At 71.9% G+C, this 15,951-nt stretch carries 12 protein-coding genes; 7 read left to right on the top strand and 5 right to left on the bottom strand.

The window, feature by feature from the left end:
• From ABZT12_RS09305 to ABZT12_RS09290, 4 genes are read right to left on the bottom strand one after another with little or no spacing between them, the layout of a single operon-like run.
• On the bottom strand, window positions 1–1,155 hold the full coding sequence (locus ABZT12_RS09305; RefSeq protein WP_356379884.1) for an acyl-CoA dehydrogenase family protein: 1,155 nt from the start codon (window positions 1,153–1,155) through the stop codon (window positions 1–3).
• Window positions 1,156–1,165: 10 nt separating this feature from the next.
• Complete coding sequence (locus ABZT12_RS09300) at window positions 1,166–5,257, bottom strand: amino acid adenylation domain-containing protein (RefSeq protein ID WP_356380263.1); 4,092 nt, start codon at window positions 5,255–5,257, stop codon at window positions 1,166–1,168.
• A gap of 5 nt (window positions 5,258–5,262) precedes the next feature.
• Window positions 5,263–6,387 (bottom strand): M20/M25/M40 family metallo-hydrolase, encoded by a 1,125-nt coding sequence (locus ABZT12_RS09295; RefSeq protein ID WP_356379881.1) that lies wholly within the window; start codon window positions 6,385–6,387, stop codon window positions 5,263–5,265.
• Window positions 6,384–7,262, bottom strand: coding sequence for a RimK family alpha-L-glutamate ligase (locus ABZT12_RS09290; RefSeq protein ID WP_356379878.1), 879 nt, complete (start codon window positions 7,260–7,262; stop codon window positions 6,384–6,386). The genes ABZT12_RS09295 and ABZT12_RS09290 overlap by 4 nt, the downstream gene beginning before the upstream one ends.
• Window positions 7,263–7,541: 279 nt before the next feature.
• Here ABZT12_RS09290 and ABZT12_RS09285 point away from each other — a divergent pair, with 279 nt between their 5' ends.
• The 7 genes from ABZT12_RS09285 to ABZT12_RS09255 all read left to right on the top strand — a co-directional run bounded on the left by ABZT12_RS09285 (window position 7,542) and on the right by ABZT12_RS09255 (window position 14,469).
• Window positions 7,542–8,273 (top strand): sulfotransferase family protein, encoded by a 732-nt coding sequence (locus tag ABZT12_RS09285; RefSeq protein ID WP_356379875.1) that lies wholly within the window; start codon window positions 7,542–7,544, stop codon window positions 8,271–8,273.
• Between the two features lie 149 nt (window positions 8,274–8,422).
• Complete coding sequence (locus ABZT12_RS09280) at window positions 8,423–9,019, top strand: hypothetical protein (RefSeq protein ID WP_356379872.1); 597 nt, start codon at window positions 8,423–8,425, stop codon at window positions 9,017–9,019.
• A gap of 1 nt (window position 9,020) precedes the next feature.
• Window positions 9,021–10,070: a BtrH N-terminal domain-containing protein gene (locus tag ABZT12_RS09275; RefSeq protein ID WP_356379869.1), complete on the top strand. Its 1,050-nt coding sequence runs from the start codon at window positions 9,021–9,023 to the stop codon at window positions 10,068–10,070.
• 43 nt (window positions 10,071–10,113) lie between these two features.
• Window positions 10,114–11,409, top strand: coding sequence for a DegT/DnrJ/EryC1/StrS family aminotransferase (locus ABZT12_RS09270; RefSeq protein WP_356379866.1), 1,296 nt, complete (start codon window positions 10,114–10,116; stop codon window positions 11,407–11,409).
• On the top strand, window positions 11,406–12,248 hold the full coding sequence (locus ABZT12_RS09265; RefSeq protein WP_356379863.1) for a transketolase: 843 nt from the start codon (window positions 11,406–11,408) through the stop codon (window positions 12,246–12,248). The genes ABZT12_RS09270 and ABZT12_RS09265 overlap by 4 nt, the downstream gene beginning before the upstream one ends.
• On the top strand, window positions 12,245–13,213 hold the full coding sequence (locus ABZT12_RS09260) for a transketolase C-terminal domain-containing protein (protein WP_356379860.1): 969 nt from the start codon (window positions 12,245–12,247) through the stop codon (window positions 13,211–13,213). Before ABZT12_RS09265 ends, ABZT12_RS09260 begins: the two co-directional genes overlap by 4 nt.
• A gap of 23 nt (window positions 13,214–13,236) precedes the next feature.
• On the top strand, window positions 13,237–14,469 hold the full coding sequence (locus ABZT12_RS09255) for a biotin carboxylase (RefSeq protein ID WP_356379857.1): 1,233 nt from the start codon (window positions 13,237–13,239) through the stop codon (window positions 14,467–14,469).
• Window positions 14,470–14,554: 85 nt separating this feature from the next.
• Here the strand turns inward: ABZT12_RS09255 and ABZT12_RS09250 are convergent, their stop codons facing one another.
• Window positions 14,555–15,760: an ATP-grasp domain-containing protein gene (locus ABZT12_RS09250; RefSeq protein WP_356379854.1), complete on the bottom strand. Its 1,206-nt coding sequence runs from the start codon at window positions 15,758–15,760 to the stop codon at window positions 14,555–14,557.
• Window positions 15,761–15,951 lie beyond the last annotated feature (191 nt).

Raw genomic sequence — 15,951 nt, 5'->3', positions numbered from 1 at the left:
TCAGTGCTCTTCCTGTCCGATGGAGTCGAACTCGGCGGCCATGATCTGGAGCATCACCTCGGAGGTCCCCGCCGACAGCGTGAGCCCCGGCGCCTCCCGGTAGGCGGAGTCCAGGGTCAGTGCCGCCCCGGTGCGGTCCGCCCGTTGGGCGGGGCCGGGGAGTCCGGCGGCCCACCCTGCGATGCCCTGGGCGAGTTCGCTGCTGTGGTACTTGGCGACGGCGGCCGAGACCTGGTCGACCTGGCCCGCCGCGAGCCCGGTGAGCACCTCCCAGGCGAGGACGTGGTCGGCCGCGAGCGCGCCGTGCCAGCGGCCGATCTGTTCGAGGTGCGCGTCGTGCGGGGAGTCCGCCTCGCGGTCGAGCAGCACGTCCAGCGCGGCCTCCAGCCAGTGCTCGGCCTTGAGGTGGTAGTCGAGGCCGGTGCGTTCGATGGCCAGTGCCTCGTTGAGCAGGGGCCATCCCTCGTCCCGCGGTCCGAGGAGGTCGGCGCCCGGCACCGCGACCGAGTCGAGGTCGACCCGGTGGAAGTGCTCGTCGCCGACGCCGGATATCACCGACACCGCCACACCGGGGGCGCCCAGGTCGACCAGGAAGAGACTGATCCCCTGGTACTTCCCGGCACCGGGCGTCGTACGGGCCGCGCAGAGCCCGAGGTCGACGAAGCGTGTCTTGAGGCTGAACACCTTGGTGCCGGTGATCCGGTAGCCGTCGCCGTCCGGTTCGGCCACGGCCCGCAGCGCGCCGAGATCCGATCCCGCGTCCGGTTCGGTGTAGAGCACCGAGGCGAAACTCTCGCCGCGGGCCAGCGCGGGCAGGTACCGCCGCTTCTGCTCGTCGCTGCCCGCCATCAGCACGAACTGGCCGACGATCTGGATCGTGTTGACATGGAACGTGTCCGGCACCCCCGCCCGCACCAGTTCCTCGGCGACGATCGCGGCATCGGTGAGCGGACGGCCCTCCCCGCCGAACTCGACGGGCCAGTGCACGGCGAGCAGTCCCACCTCTCCGAGCAGGCGGTAGAGCGGACGCGCGTCCGGCTCGACACCGTCCGCGCCGGTGGCCGCCGCCGCCGCGGCACGTACCTCGGGGGAGCGCAGCGTCTTCCGCACGTCCGCCCGGAACCGTTGTTGATCCTCGGTGAACCCGAACCGCATGTACGTCTCCTCAAGAGGCGAGCGTCTCTTCGATCGCCGCGACGACCCGGCCCAACGCCGGCTGGCTGAACAGGGTGTAGTGGTCGCCGGGCACGCTCTCGACCCGGAACCGGCCCGTCGACACCGTCCGCCACTGCTCCTCCGCGGCCGAGCCGGGCGAGGCGGTGAGAACCGTGACCGGTCCGCCGTACGGGCCCGGTGGGCGGTACGCCTGCATCGACAGGGCGCACGACCGGAAGGTCTCGAAGCGGGAGGCCAACTCCCGCTCGGTGAGGTCCAGTTCGATGCCGAGCTCCGTCAGTGTCCGCCGGATGCCGGCCACCCCGACGGCCGGGTCGTCCAGCACCGCGCGCACCGCCGGGCCGTCGCGTCCCGCCAGCCTGGCGACGTCGTGCACGAACCGCTGCCGCACCGTCGACTCGTCGAGCGCGACGGTGTCCTCGTCGTAGGCGGCGTCCAGCAGGACCACCGGCGGACGTACCCCGGTCTCCCGCTCGATCTGCCGGCCGACCTCGAAGGCGAGCACACCCCCGTAGGACCAGCCGGCCAGGCAGCACGACCGGGGCAGGCCGCGCGCGGTCAGCGCCCGCGCGATCCTGGCGGCGGTCGCCGCCATCCCGTCCTCCGGAGCCACGTCGGCGTCTCGTGGATCGGCGGCGAAACCGATCACGCCGATGTCCTCGCGCAACGCCTTGACCAGCGGGACGTAGCAGAACAGCGCACCGCCCGACGGGTGCAGCAGGACCAGCTCCGCCGGGCCCGACCGACGCATCACCACCGGGGCCCGGTCGTCACTCGTCGCCGTGGTCCGGGCGGCCTTCTCGCCGGAGAGGCGCTCCAGCGCGGTGAGCGGATCGTCGTCGTCGCGCCGTGCGGCGCGAACGGTGTCGATGGTGGCGGCGAGGTGCGCGACGGTGGGCGAGACGAAGAAGTCGCCGAGCGCGATCTCCACCCCGAACCGGCGGTTGATCGCCGACATCAGCTGTACGGCCTGGAGACTGTTGCCGCCGGCCAGGAAGAAGTCGTCGTGCACGCCGAGCCGGTCGTCGCGCAGCAGGGGGGCCAGCACCTCGCGCAGCAGCCCGCGTTCCGTCGTGGTGAGCGCCTCGTCGTCGCCCCCGCCGCCCGCACGGCTCGGGTCCGGCGCGGGCAGCCTGCGCCAGTCGACCTTGCCGCTGCTGGTGAGCGGGAGTTCGTCGAGGACCACGAAGTACGACGGGACCATGTACGACGGCAGGAGCGTGCCGAGATGCTCGCGCACCGCCGGCACCAACTGCTCGGTGACGCCCGTCAGATAGCCGACCAGGTGCTTGTCACCGGAGTCGTCGGTCCACGGCCGTACGCTGACCGGCCCCATCCCCTCGAAGCCGGTCAACGCCGACTCCACCTCGCCGAGTTCGATCCGCAGTCCGCGGATCTTGACCTGCTGGTCGAGCCGGCCGAGGAAGACCAGCCGTCCGTCCGCCAGGCGTTTCACCAGGTCTCCGGTGCGGTACAGGCGTCCACCGGGCGCGGTGCCGAACGGGTCGGTGACGAACTTCTCCGCGGTCAGCTCGTCCCGGTCGAGGTAGCCGCGGGCCAGGCCGCCCCCGCCGATCACCAGCTCGCCCGGCACACCGACCGGCACCTGACGAAGGTCGCGGTCCAGCACGTGCGCCACGTGGTTGGCCATGGGCAGGCCGATCGGCGGTGAGGCGTCCCAGGTGCCGGGGCACTCCTCCACGATCATCGTCACCGTGCACTCGGTCGGCCCGTAGCCGTTGAACAGCCGCCTGCCCGGGTTCCACCGGTTCACCAGCTCGCCGCTGAACGCCTCGCCGCCGACGAACGCGATCCGCAGATCGGTGAACCTCTCGGGCGCCAGCAGCGGCATGACGGTCGGAGGCAGGTCGATGACGGTGACGCCGGCCCGCTCCATCAGCGACTGGAGCCGGTCGATGGAGAGCCGTTCGTCGTCGGTCGCCAGGCACAGGCGCGCTCCGGTCAGCAGCGCCGAGAACGTCTCGAACACGGAGACGTCGAAGGTCACCGACGCGAACCCGAGCACCCGGTCGGCCGGTGTCAGGTCGAACAGGTCGCGCGTGGAGTCGATGAAGTTGACCACGCCCCGGTGCTCCAGCAGCACCCCCTTCGGCCGGCCGGTGCTGCCGGAGGTGTAGATGACGTACGCGACGTCACCGGGCTCCGCCGCGAGCGGCGGATCGTGGTCGGGCATCCCCGCCAGTTCCTCGCGGACCTCGTCCAGCGTCACGACGGGCGCGCCGACCTCACCCACCGTCCGGCCGGCCTCGGCGTGTGCCAGCACCACCCGCACCCCCGCGTCGGCGGCGATCTCCGCGACCCGCGCGGGGGGATGCGCCGGATCGAGCGGCACGTAGGCCGCGCCGGTCTTGAGCACCGCGAGGATCGCGGTCGTCAGGTCCACGTTCCTGCGCAGACAGAGGCCGACCCGCGTGCCCGGCCCGGCGCCGCGCCCGCGCAGCAGGGCGGCGAGCCGGTTGGCACGGGAGTTGAGTTCGGCGTAGCCGGTCTCGACGCCGTCGACGACGACCGCCACGCTGTCCGGCGACTCCCGGACGCGGGCCTGGAACTGTTCCACGACGGTGGTCTCGCGGATCGGCCGCATCCGGCCGCTGCCGACCTCGGCGAGGAACTCCTTGTCCCGCGGGCTCAGTACCTCGGCGGCGGAGAGCGGAGCGTCCGGGGCGGCGGTCAGGGTGCGCAGCAGTCCGTCGTAGTGCCGGGCGAACCTGGCGATACTCTCGGCGTCGAACAGGTCGGAGTTGAACTCGATGTCCAGCAACGCGTCGGCGCCGGGGGCCTGTTGCTCGGCCAGGTGCCAGCTCATGTCGAACCGGGAGGTGCCGGTCCGGACGGTCTCCCGCGAGGTGACCAGGCCGGGCAGGGCGGTCGTGGGGTCCGCCTGCTCCACGCCGAACACGATCTGGAAGACCGGTGAGCGGGACGGATCGAGGACCGGGTCCAGCGCCTCGACCAGCTTGTCGAACGGCAGGCCGCCCCGCTCCCGCGCCTCGGCGGACACGCGCTTGACCCGCTGGACCACCTCGCGGAAGGTCGGGTCACCGGAGAGGTCCGCGCGCAGCACCCGCAGGTCGGTGAAGAGTCCGATCACCGACGACACGGCGTCGTACCGCCTGTTGGAGTCCGGCGAGCCGATCACCAGGTCGTCGAGGCCGGAGTAGCGGTGCAGCAGCGTGAAGAACGCGGCGACGAGGACGTCGAAGGGGCTCGCGCCCTCCTTTTGGGCCAGCTCCCTCGCCCGCTCCAGGCCCTCGTGCCCCACGGGGAAGCTGCCGCCGGCGCCCGCGAAGGTCCGTGTGTCACCGCGTGGCCGGTCGGTCGGGAACTCCAGTACCTCGACGCCCGCCAGCCGTTCCCGCCAGTACCCGGCCAAGATGTCCAGGGCGCCGCTGTCGAGCCGGTCGCGCTGCCACACCGCGTGGTCCGGGTACTGCACCGGAAGGCCGGGCAGCCGCGGTGCGTCGCCGTCGCGCAACGACCGGTAGAACTCGGCGAGTTCACGCATCAGGACCCCCTGCGACCAGGCGTCGCACAGGAGTTGGGGCACGTCGAGCAGGAACAGGTGGTCGTCCGGCGCCACCCTGACCAGCATCGCGCGCCACATCGGCGTCCTGCCGAGGTCGAACGGTGTCCTGACCCGGCTCTCGACCAGGGCCCGCGCGGCGGCGAGCCGCTGCTCCTGGTCGTCGCCTTCCGCCTCGACCAGCGGCAGTTCGACCGGGACCCCGGGCGCGACCACCTGGAGGGGGCCGCCCTCGCGCGTCACGATCGCGGTCCGCAGCGCCTCGTGCCTGGCCACGACCCCAGCCAGCGCCGAGCGCAACAGGTCCGCGTCCAGGTCGCCCCGCAGGCGCACGCAGAGCGGCCTGCCGGAGACAGGACCGTCCGGCGCCGGACGGTCGAGGAACCGGAGGGTCTCCTGCGCGTACGACAGCGGGGCCGGACCTGTGTCACCGCGTGACGTCGGGCCCCGCCTCGCCGCGGCTTCCGCCTGCTCCCTCAGCCGCGCCAGGAACTGTGCGCGGCGCTCCGCGGGCAGCGCGGCGAGGCGCTGGGTCATGTCGGTCACCTGGGGGTCCTTTCGGGCAGCGGCGCGCCGGTCGCCGGGTCGTCCGAGCGCACCGGCAGGTGCGCCAACTCCGCGAGGGCGATGGCCAGTACGTCGATGCCACGCATGTAGTCCGACAGCACGATGTGCTCGTCGTCGGCGTGGTCGAGGCTGCTGTCACCGGGGCCGTACGTCGCCATCGGGATGTCCCACACCTCGGCGAGGGTGTTCATGTCCGAGGTGGCCGTCTTCACCACCAGCCGGGGCTGGGCGTGCAGTCGCCGGACGCCGGACACCAGCGCGCGGACCACCGGGTCGGCCCGGCCCACGCGGCAGGCGGCCACCGAGTTCAGCACGTCGAGCTTGCCGGCGGAGAGACGGGCACGCACCCCGCTCACCAGCGCGTCCACGTCGAATCCGGGCGGGATGCGGATGCTGAGGTCCGCCGTCGCCGTGGTCAGGTCGGCGTTGAGCTGACAGAGGGTCGCCCCCGGCCGGCCGAACACGTCGTGACTCGCGTCCGGCCCGAGCAGTTCGACCAGCGCGTTCCAGCAGGCGACGGCCAGTTCGGACGCCTTCGGCGCGGGATTGCTCGGGTGTGTGGCGGGACAGGAGACGGTGTACCGCAGATCGAGCTTGCCCTTGTAGCCGAGCACCACGCTCGACCAGCCGCTCGGTTCGCCGATGATCAGCGCGTCCGGCCGGTCGTGGGTGGCCCGGATCGCCATCGCTCCCCGCGAGCGCGGGGTCTCCTCCTCGACGACGCCGATCACCACGATCCGGCCGGGGAAGCCCGCCGCGCCGGCCGCGGCGCAGATCATCGCCGCGAGCGGTCCCTTCGCGTCGACCGCGCCACGGCCGTAGAGCTTGCCGTCCTCGGAGCGGACCGGGGGCCGGCCCGAGACGGTGTCCAGGTGCCCCAGCAACATCACGGTCGGGCCGGGCCCGTGCTCGATCACCCCGATCACGTTGCCCACCCCGTCGATGTGCGCCTGGAACCCCAGGTGCGTCATCGCTTCGGCCAGGTAGTCGGCGAGCGCGCGCTCCTGGTAGGACGAGGAGGGGATCTCCAGCATCGTGCGCAGAAGTCCCGCGGCGTAGGTTTCGGTGACGGTGCCCGACGAGGTGAACGCCCAGTTCATCGCTGCGCTCGTTCCAGTAGATGGCCGACGATGTGGTCCGCGACGTCGACCCGGTCGGCGAGAGCGGACTGGAAACCGGTGAACTCGACCCGGTGGTTGACCTCCAGGACCAGCAGCCGGCCGTCGCGGTCCTCGATCAGGTCGACGCCGGCGATGTCGGCGCCGACGGCGGCGGCGGCGTCGAGGGAGAGCTTGGTGATCTCCGGTGTCGCCTCGCACGGCCGGGTCAGGCCACCGAGCGCCACGTTGGTACGCAGGGACTCACCGGTCCGGTAGACGGCGCCCAGCACCTCACCGCCGACCACGATCACCCTGATGTCCCGGCCGGGCTTGTCGATCAGCTCCTGCACGTATCCGAGGTGCGACTGCGGACCGGACAGCGCGGCGGCGTACTCCAGCACACCTTCCGCACTGGCGCGGTCGGGCAGCCGCACCACCAGCCGGCCCCACGAGCCGACCAGCGGTTTGATCAGCGCCGGGTAGCCGATGGAGTCCAGGGCGGCCAGCGCGGCCTGCGGGGTGAGGCCGAGCGCGGTGCGCGGGGTCGGTACCCGGGCCGCTTCCAGGGCCAGGGTGGAGCGCCACTTGTCGCCGCACACCTCGGTCGCCTCCGCGCTGTTGACCACGTCGACCCCCGCCGAGGCGAGGCAACGGGCCGCGTAGGCCGCGCGGACCTGGCCGATCTCCCGGTTCAGCGCGAGCTCCCAGGGCAGGTCGCGCTCACCGGCCAGGAACCACTGTCCGCGCGTGTCGACGTGGTCGAAGGGGACACCGCGCCGGTCGAATGCGTCGAACAGTCTTTTCTCGTCCGCACCGACCCTGCTGGCGAGTACGGCGATCCTGCACGCACCTGGGCGCTTGGGTGTCGCTGACACGTGACCTCCGCATTAGGACCACTGGTCGACCGGACGGCGTGACCGGTCTGCCCCGTGAAAAGGAACCTACGAGCCCCCCGGCCCCGCCTGCATCCGCGACAAGTGCATTCACGAGGACGCGGTGCGTTGGTTTTTCGCCCCGGCGCCTGCGAATTCTGCTTACTCGGCCGTGGCGGCGGCTGTGCCACTCTGGAACGGATTCGAATATCTGCCGCGACAGTGCACTGCGCACTTTCCGTTCGGCCGTACTCCGGCCGAACCGGAGAAGAGGGGAAAATCGTGGGACAGACACCGGAAACGATCCCGGTACTCGCTCTGTGGAGCGCGCCGCGCTGCCGCTCCACCGCGTTCGCGCGGATGATGACGGAGCGGAACGACCGCGTCGTCGTGCACGAGCCCTTCTCCCGAGTGGTCGACTTCGGTGAGGTGAAGGTCGGCGAGCGGCTCGTGCACAGCGAGCGGGACGTGCTGGCCGAGCTGCGTTCCATCGCGGCGGAGAAGCCGGTGTTCTTCAAGGACACGACGGACTTCGCCTACCCGGCGCTCCTCGCCGACGAGGCCTTCCTGGCGGCCGCCACCCACACCTTCATCATCCGCGACCCGGCCGAGGCCATCGCCTCGCACCACGCGCTCAACCCGGACCTCGGCCGGGACGAGATCGGCTTCGCCCGGCTGTACGAGATCTTCACCGCCGTGCAGGCCGCCACCGGCACCACACCGGTCGTGATCGACTCCGACGACCTGCTCAACCGGCCGGCCGAGACCGTGCGGGCGTACTGCGCTGCGGTGGGCATCCCCTTCCTGCCGGAGGCGCTGAGCTGGCAGCCGGGCATGCGGTCGGAGTGGCGGGCGACCAGCAAGTGGCACCAGTCGACCAGCGAGACCGCCGGCTTCACGCGCGGCAGTGGCCGCGGCGCCGAGACCGTCGCGGCGGACCCGGTCCTGCGGGCCTACCGCGACTACCACCTGCCCTATTACGAGAAGCTGCGCGCCGTCGCGCTGCGGCCGTGACCGTCCGGCCCAAATGGCCGACGTGATGGCCGACGTGATGGCCCGGAGAGTACGCCGGAACGTATTCCGGTGGCCGCGGTGATCACGGTGCGGAGGAGAAGGACGAAAGAGCGGGCTGATTTCGGAATGCGAAAAGGCGTTCCAGTGAGGTGGGTCACTTGACGGGCATTTCGGTGTCCTCCGCCATAACCAGGCTGTGCGACACGGTCGACATATCCGGCCATCGCGACAACACGGCCGTCTCCGCCGCGACGGAGACCAAGGCGGGGGAATTCAATGTGTGGGGGAACTCGTTCGCGGCCGAGTATCTGCCCGCGGGCAGGAGCCTCGTCCACGTGGACGGCGTTCCCTTCGAGTTCCCTCCGGTCTGCGACGGGCCGGACAACGTCCGTTGCGCCGGACAGTTCATCGACGTCCCCGAGGGCCGCTACGACTGGATCCACGTCCTGGCGGCCTCCGAACGGCGCTGCGAGGACTCCGTCGAGCTGAGCTTCGCCGACGGCACGGTCGACGCGGAACCGCTGCGCGTCTCCGACTTCTGGGCGGCGCCCGCCTGGTTCGGCGAGGTCAAGGCGTTCGAGAGCCTGGTCATGCACTACCCGCACCATGTGCAGCGCGGCATACCCGCGGTCATGTGGGCGCAGCGGGTGCCGGTCACCCGGCGCGCCGGCCTGACCGGCGTCCTGCTGCCCCGCAACGTCGCGGTGCACGTCTTCGCGGTCACCCTCCAGCGGACGGAGATCTGACATGGGCGTCGACGTGAGGGCACGGACGTACATGATCACCGGACCGGAACCGGAGTTGTGGTACCGCGACCTGGTCAGCTGCCTCCAGGCCACGTTCGGTTCGGTGCTGGCACGGGAGGGCGCCGATCCGCTCGCCGTGCTCGGAGCGGGCTGGCGCTTTCTCCACCTGCCGGGCGATGTCAGGTCCGAGGAGTTCTACTACCCGTGCCCGGCCGACCAGTCGGGCCCCGACCTCGGTGCCGCCCTGGCTCCGCACCACGAACTGCGCGCCCGCTGGTGGCAGCCCGCCGACGAGACCGACGTCTGGCGGGAGGTGCGCGAGACGCTGGCCGAGGACCGGCTGGTGATCGCCGCCGTGGACAACTACCACCTGCCGTTCCGGCCCGCCTACGGGGACGTGCACGCCGCGCACCTCGTGGTGATCTACGGCCTCGACGAGACCCGCGGGGTCGTGTACGTCTCGGACGCGATGCCGCCCGCGTTCCGCGGAGCCGTCCCGATCGAGGAGTTCCTGCGCAGCTGGGGCTCGGCGAACCCGACCGACGTACAGGACGCGTTCTTCAGCGACTCACGGATCGGCAGACGCTGTCTCGACGTCCGTCTCGACGCCTCGCCCCCGCCCCTGACCCCGGAACTGCTCGGCGGCTTCCTCCGCGCCGACGCCGACCTCTTCACCACGGCCGGACCGGACCGGACCGGGCTCGCCGGATACGACGCGTTCGCCGCGGAACTCCTCGACCGGTGCCGGGCCGGGGACGCCGGCGCGCTGCGCGAGCTGTATCCGTTCGGCTGGGGCATGCAGGCGCAGGCCTCGCTCCACGGCGAACTGCTGCGCCGCTGCGGACACCGGTGGGGCGATCCGGCGCTCGCCGGGGCGGGGCGGGCGGTCGAGGCCGTCGCGCACGCCTGGACCGGACTGCGGTTCACCGGCGCGCACGGGCTCGACGACCCGCGTGCCGCCTCGGCCGACCTCGCACACCACTCCACGGTGCTGCGCGGAACGTACGCGCGGGCGGTCGACGCCGTCGGCGCCGCGGCGGCGCGACTGTGACGGCGCGCGCACTGACCACCGGGAACCTGTGGAGGGGAGACAGATGAGCAAGCTGGCAGCGTTCGGCGGCACGGCGGCCGTTCCGAGGGAGCGGCGCCACGTGGAGTGGCCGCTGATCGAGGACGAGGACCGCAAGGCCGTCCTCGACGCACTCGACGGCGCGCGACTGGTGTCCGACACCGACGGCATGAACCCGGTGTCCGGGCTGGAGGAGAACTGGGCCCGCCGCTTCGGCTTCGAGCACTGTGTCGCGGTGTCCAACGGCACCGCGGCACTCGCCCTCGCGCTGGCCGCGCTCGGAGTGGGGCCGGGGGACGAGGTGATCGTGCCCGCGCTCAGCTTCATCGCCACCGGGCTCGCACCGGTGCACCAGATGGCCGTGCCCGTCTTCGCCGACATCGACCCGGTCACCTTCAACCTCGACCCGGACGACGTGGAGCGCCGGATCACGGACCGGACCAGGGCGATCATCCCCGTGCACCTGCACGGCGCGCCCGCCGACATGGACCGGATCACCGAGATCGCGGGCAGGCACGGCATCCCGGTGATCGAGGACGCGGCACAGGCTCCCGGGGCCACCCACCGCGGGCGCCCGGTCGGCGGGATCGGCGACGCGGGCGCCTTCAGCCTCCAGGTCAGCAAGAACATCCCCACCTGCGGGGAGGGCGGCCTGTTGGTGACCCGCAGCGCCGGGCTCGCCGAGGCGATGCGCAGGGGAAGACAGTTCGGCGAGGTGATCGAGAGCGGACGCGAGCGCGACTACGTCTCCCACGGCCTGGGCTGGAACTACAAGATGAACGCCCTCCAGGCCGCGTTCACCGACGCACAGCTCGCCCGGTTCGACGGGTACGAGCGCTCGCGGCAGCACAACGTCACCGGGTTCCTGGACCGGCTCGCGGAGCTGCCCGGACTGCGGGTGCCGACCGCGCTGCCGGACACCACCCACGCCTGGCACATCCTGCGGTTCCGGTTCACCCCGGCCGAGTTCGGTCTGGACGGCGTACGGCCCCGGGCGCTGCGCTCGACTCTGCGACGGCTGCTGCGCGCCGAGGGCGTCCCGATGTCGCAGTACCAGCTCATGCCCCTGCCCGACCAGCGGGTGTTCGTGGACCGCGTCGGCTTCGGCTCGGGCTACCCGTGGTCCGTGACCGGTGCGCCCGGAACCACCGCGGGCGAGGGCTACCCGGTGACCCGCGCGGTCATCGCCGACTCCCTGACCCTCCAGAAGCGCCACCTCCATCCGGGAGCGGGCGAACTGCTCGGCCTGTACGCGGACGCCTTCGAGAAGGTGTGGGCGAACAGGGACATGGTGGCCACCCTCGCCGCGGCGGCGTCATGACCACCGCCCCGGCCCTGGAACGGGACACCCTGGACTCGGTCGCCGCACGCGTCCGCGCACACGTCGTCGACATGTGCGCGGGGCCCGAGGGCGGCCATCTCGGCGGCGCGTTCTCCAGCGCCGACGTGCTCGCCGCGCTCTACTTCTCCGTTTTGAACGTGGACCCGCACCGGCCGGACGACCCGGATCGCGACCGCTTTCTGCTCAGCAAGGGCCATGCCGCCGTCGGCCTCTACGCGACCCTGGCCGAACGGGGCTTCTTCCCGGTCGCCGAACTCGCCGGATACGGACGGCCCGGCAGCCGGCTGATGGGCCACCCGGTGCGCGCGGTGCCCGGGGTGGAGATGCCGACCGGGTCGCTCGGTCACGGACTCGCGCTGGGCTGCGGGTTCGCGCTGGCCGCCCGGTACGCCGGCCGTGCCTCTCGCACCTTCGTCCTGCTCGGCGACGGCGAGCTCCAGGAGGGCTCGGTGTGGGAGGCGGCCATCCTGGCCGCGTCCTCACGGCTGGACGGGCTGGTCGCCGTGGTGGACCGCAACGGACTACAGCTGACCGGCTCCACCGACGGCATCGCGCCGATGGAACCGCTGGCCGACCGCTGGCGCGGTTTCGGCTGGGCGGTGCGCGACGTGGACGGGCACGACCCGGCCGTACTGGCGGACCATCTCGGCGCCGCGCCGTGGGAACCGGGCAAGCCGAGCGTGCTCATCGCCCGCACGGTCAAGGGCCACGGGCTCCCGTTCCTCGCCGGCCGCAGTGCCAGCCACTACGTGACCCTGTCGCCGCGCACCCACGCACGGGCGGTCCGCGCCCTACGGGCCACGGAGGGCACCGAATGAGCCGCGCGACCCGAGAGGCGTACCGGGACACCCTGCTTCCCCTGCTGACGCGGCATCCCGAGCTGATGTGCCTGGACTCGGACACCGGCCTGTTCGGCGCCGAGCACGTGGCGGCCGCCGGCGACCAGTACCTCAACGTCGGTATCGCCGAGCACAACCTGATGGGTGTGGCCGCCGGGATGGCCGCGTGCGGGCGGGTGCCGTTCGTCAACACGATGGCAGCCTTCGCCGCGTCCCGGGCCCTGGAAGCGATCAAGATCGACATCGCCTACAACCGGTTGCCGGTCCGCATCATGGCCACCCACGGCGGTCTCGCCGCGGGCCACCTCGGTCCGACGCACATGGCCCTGGAAGACCTCGCCGTGCTGCGGGTACTGCCCGGAATGACCGTGGTGGTGCCGGCCGACGCCACCGCGACGGAAGCGTTCGTCGAGCAGAGCCTGCACCTGGCAGGACCCCTCTACGTGCGGCTCGGCCGCAAACCGTCACCGGCGCTGCCCGCGGCCCCGCTGCCGGTCATCGGCCAGGCGCAGACACTGCGGCGGGGCGGCGACGTGGTGCTCGCGAGCTGCGGTCCGTACCCGGTGCTCGCCTGCCTGGAGGCGGCGGACGTCCTCGCCGGACACGGCATCGAGGCCACCGTGCTGAACATGCACACACTGCGCCCGTTCGACACGCAGACGCTGGTGGCCGCGGCCCGGCCGGCGTCGCTGGTGGTGACGCTGGAGGAGCACTGGTGCAGCGGCGGCCTCGGCGGCGCGGTCGCCGAGGCTCTGGCGGAGGCGGCGCCCACGCGGGTGCTTCGGCTGGGCATGCCGGACCAGTTCGTCGACGTGGTCGGCAACCAGGAACATCTCGTCGCGCACTACGGCCTCACCGCGGAGCGGGTGGTGAGGACGGTCCGTACCGCCCTCGGCACAACTGCCCGTTCCGGGGGGCCCGTTCGAGAGGACGTCAGCACGTGACCACAGCGCAGGAGGCGAGGCCCATGGCGTCCAGGACGGAGTTGCCACCGTCGTCACACGTCGTCGTGGTCAACCGCTGGCGCGAGCGGTACGCGGAGTACGCCGACTACGTCGACCACCGACGGCACCGGGTGACCTATGTGAGTACCGAGGTGGGGCTCGCCGCCGTGCCCCAGGCTGCGACCGGCGTCGCCGTGGTGAAGGCGACCGACGATCTGGACGAGGTCACCGCGGCCGTCGAGGACCTGGTCCGCCGGTACGGGGAACCCGAGCGGATCGTCGCGCTCAAGGAGGACGACCTGCTGGTCGGGGCCGCGCTGCGGGAACTGTGGAACGTGCCCGGCCCTCGCACCGACCAGTTGCTGCCGTTCCGGGACAAGCTGGTGATGGTCGACAGGGTCGCCCGGGCCGGACTGTCGGTCCCGGCCTTCGCTCCGGCCCCGGACGCCGGCAGTGTGCTGGCCTTCGCGGAGACCCACGGATGGCCCGTGGTCGTCAAGCCGACGATCGGCAGCTCCAGCCTGGGTGTCGTCCGTGTCGAAGCGCCGGAAGAGGTGGCCCGACTCCCCTTCGACGACGGCCCGTACCTGGTGCAGACGTTCGATCCGCACCCGATCTACCACGTCGACGGTTCCTTCGACGGCGACACGGTGTCCGTCGTCCGGACGTCCCGCTACCTCAACAACTGCATGGACTTCCGCGGCGGCACCGTCCTGGGTTCCGTGGAGGTTAGCGACCCGGCGGTCCACCTGCTCGTCGCCGACTTCGCCGAACGGGTGGTGCGCGCGCTCACCGACCGGCCTACCGTCTTCCACCTGGAGGTGTTCGTCGACCGTACGACGGGAACGTGCACCTTCCTGGAGATCGGAGCCCGCGTCGGGGGTGCGGAGATCCCGCTGCTGTGGCGGGAGGTGCACCGTCTCGACCTGATGGAGGTCGCCTTCCGCAACCAACTCGCCCTGCCCCCGCGGGCGCTCCCCGTGTTGGGCACCGACGAGGTCGGCGGCTGGCTGCTCGTCCCGGCCCCGGAGCGCAGGCCGTGCCGGATCACCGAGGTGACGTCCATGGTCGGGCGGCTCCCCGGCCCGTACGCGGAGGCGGTGCTGGAACCCGGCGACGTGCTGCCCGAGGCCGACTCCTACTACGAGCACGTGGGCGGCAGGTTCCGCTTCCGCGGCGCGTCCACGGTCGCCGTGGAGGAGGCCATCCAGCGCACCGCGGAGGCGTTCCGCGTAGAGGCGAAGCCACTGTTCTAGACAGTCGCCACAGCCGGACGACGCCCCGGTCCCCGATCCGGTCCGAGTCACCGGGGCCGGGGCTGCCAGGGCGTCGTATCCGCGTTCAGTCCGTCCGCGGCGGTGCTGTGATGCGGTAGTCGAGCGTGCTCAGAACGGCCGCCGCCCGGGCCCGCAGCCGGCTCACGGAATCGGCGGTGATCACGAAACGGAGGAAGTAGTTCTCCTGCTCCAAGTCACTGACCTGGTAACCGTTCACGACCTCCGCCTTGATCACGCCCGGGAGTGCGCACAGGTCCTCCTCGGTGGTGACGACCTCGACCCGGCCCAGCGCGTCGGCCTCCACGTCGACCCCGCCGATCACCGCCTCGTCGCGCAGCGGGCCCAGGTGCTCCAGCGTGAACTCGCCCAGCGACATGGAGACGACCGCCTCCATCGGGTCGATCCCGCTGACATGGCGGATCGCCGTGGGGTACATGCCGCCGCCGAACCGGGGATTGATCTCCACCAGCTCCGTCCGGCCGTCCGCACCGGCCCGGCCCTCGACGTGCAGCCAGAGCTGGTCGAGGGCGAGGTCGGCGCAGAACGCGTCGACCGCCTCGCTCAACACCCGCACACCGGCACGGACTTGGTCCTGCTGCGGCGGATGGAGCCGGAGCCCCGCGTCGTGGTGCCTGACGTCGTCGTGCTCGGGCTTCTCGACCGCCAGCACCGGATGGAAGCGGCCGTCCACGACGGGGCCGTCCACGGAGAACTCGACACCGGGCAGGTACTCCTCGACGATCAACTCCGTGTCACCGAGGCCGCGTTCGGCGAGGCGGCGCAGGTAGGCAGCGAGCTCGGCCGCGCTGTCCACCCGGCAAACCAGCCGCGAGGCCGCGGATTCGCGCGCGGGCTTCACGATGGCGGGAAAGAAGTCCGCCTCGGCCGGGTCGCCGCAGAAGCGGATGGAGGACAGCCCCAGGGCGCGCATCCGGTCCCGGACCAGCGTCTTGCTGGCCAGCACCCGGCGGCCGGCACCCCCGCCGGGAAGGCCGTACCGCCCGGCTGTGGCGTCCTGCCAGGGGAGCAGCGCCTCGACCAGGTTGACGACGGCGAGGGGGACGATGCCGCGCCGGTCGAGCCGGTCGAAGAGCGTGGGCGGGTCCTCACTGTCCCAGTCCACCACCACGTGGTCGTCGCACCGGTCGCGGCTGCGGTGGTCGGGACGTTCGGAGACCAGTACCGATCGCAGGCCGCGGGCGCGCAGCTGTTCGGCGGCGAGGGCCACGCCGCCGGCATTCCATTTGGAGAGGATGAGTACGGATTTCACGCCGCGGCCTCCAGGGCTGGGTTTCGGGGTCGGCATCGAAGAGCGAGCGGACCAGCATCAAGAGTGGCCCGCGCGGGGGTCCCGCCGGGGTAAGCGTGACGGTTAGCCGCAGGGGGGAAAGGTCAACGCGAGGTGTCCCCGCCAATGCACTTGTCGCGGACGCACCCGACGTCGGCGCGGTCGTAGCGTCC

The organism is Streptomyces sp. NPDC005423 (assembly GCF_040606415.1).
Classification (GTDB): Bacteria; Actinomycetota; Actinomycetes; order Streptomycetales; family Streptomycetaceae; genus Streptomyces.
Note: the sequence above shows the minus strand (reverse complement) of the source record. Positions and strands in the feature narration are given on the sequence as shown.

Bases quoted from the DNA above. Each gene is read 5' to 3' on its own strand.
- ABZT12_RS09295 (WP_356379881.1), bottom strand. From the start codon at position 6,387: ATGAACTGGGCGTTCACCTCGTCGGGCACCGTCACCGAAACCTACGCC.
- ABZT12_RS09275 (WP_356379869.1), top strand. From the start codon at position 9,021: ATGGGCGTCGACGTGAGGGCACGGACGTACATGATCACCGGACCGGAA.
- ABZT12_RS09270 (WP_356379866.1), top strand. From the start codon at position 10,114: ATGAGCAAGCTGGCAGCGTTCGGCGGCACGGCGGCCGTTCCGAGGGAG.
- ABZT12_RS09300 (WP_356380263.1), bottom strand. From the start codon at position 5,257: ATGACCCAGCGCCTCGCCGCGCTGCCCGCGGAGCGCCGCGCACAGTTC.
- ABZT12_RS09265 (WP_356379863.1), top strand. From the start codon at position 11,406: ATGACCACCGCCCCGGCCCTGGAACGGGACACCCTGGACTCGGTCGCC.
- ABZT12_RS09255 (WP_356379857.1), top strand. From the start codon at position 13,237: ATGGCGTCCAGGACGGAGTTGCCACCGTCGTCACACGTCGTCGTGGTC.
- ABZT12_RS09260 (WP_356379860.1), top strand. From the start codon at position 12,245: ATGAGCCGCGCGACCCGAGAGGCGTACCGGGACACCCTGCTTCCCCTG.
- ABZT12_RS09305 (WP_356379884.1), bottom strand. From the start codon at position 1,155: ATGCGGTTCGGGTTCACCGAGGATCAACAACGGTTCCGGGCGGACGTG.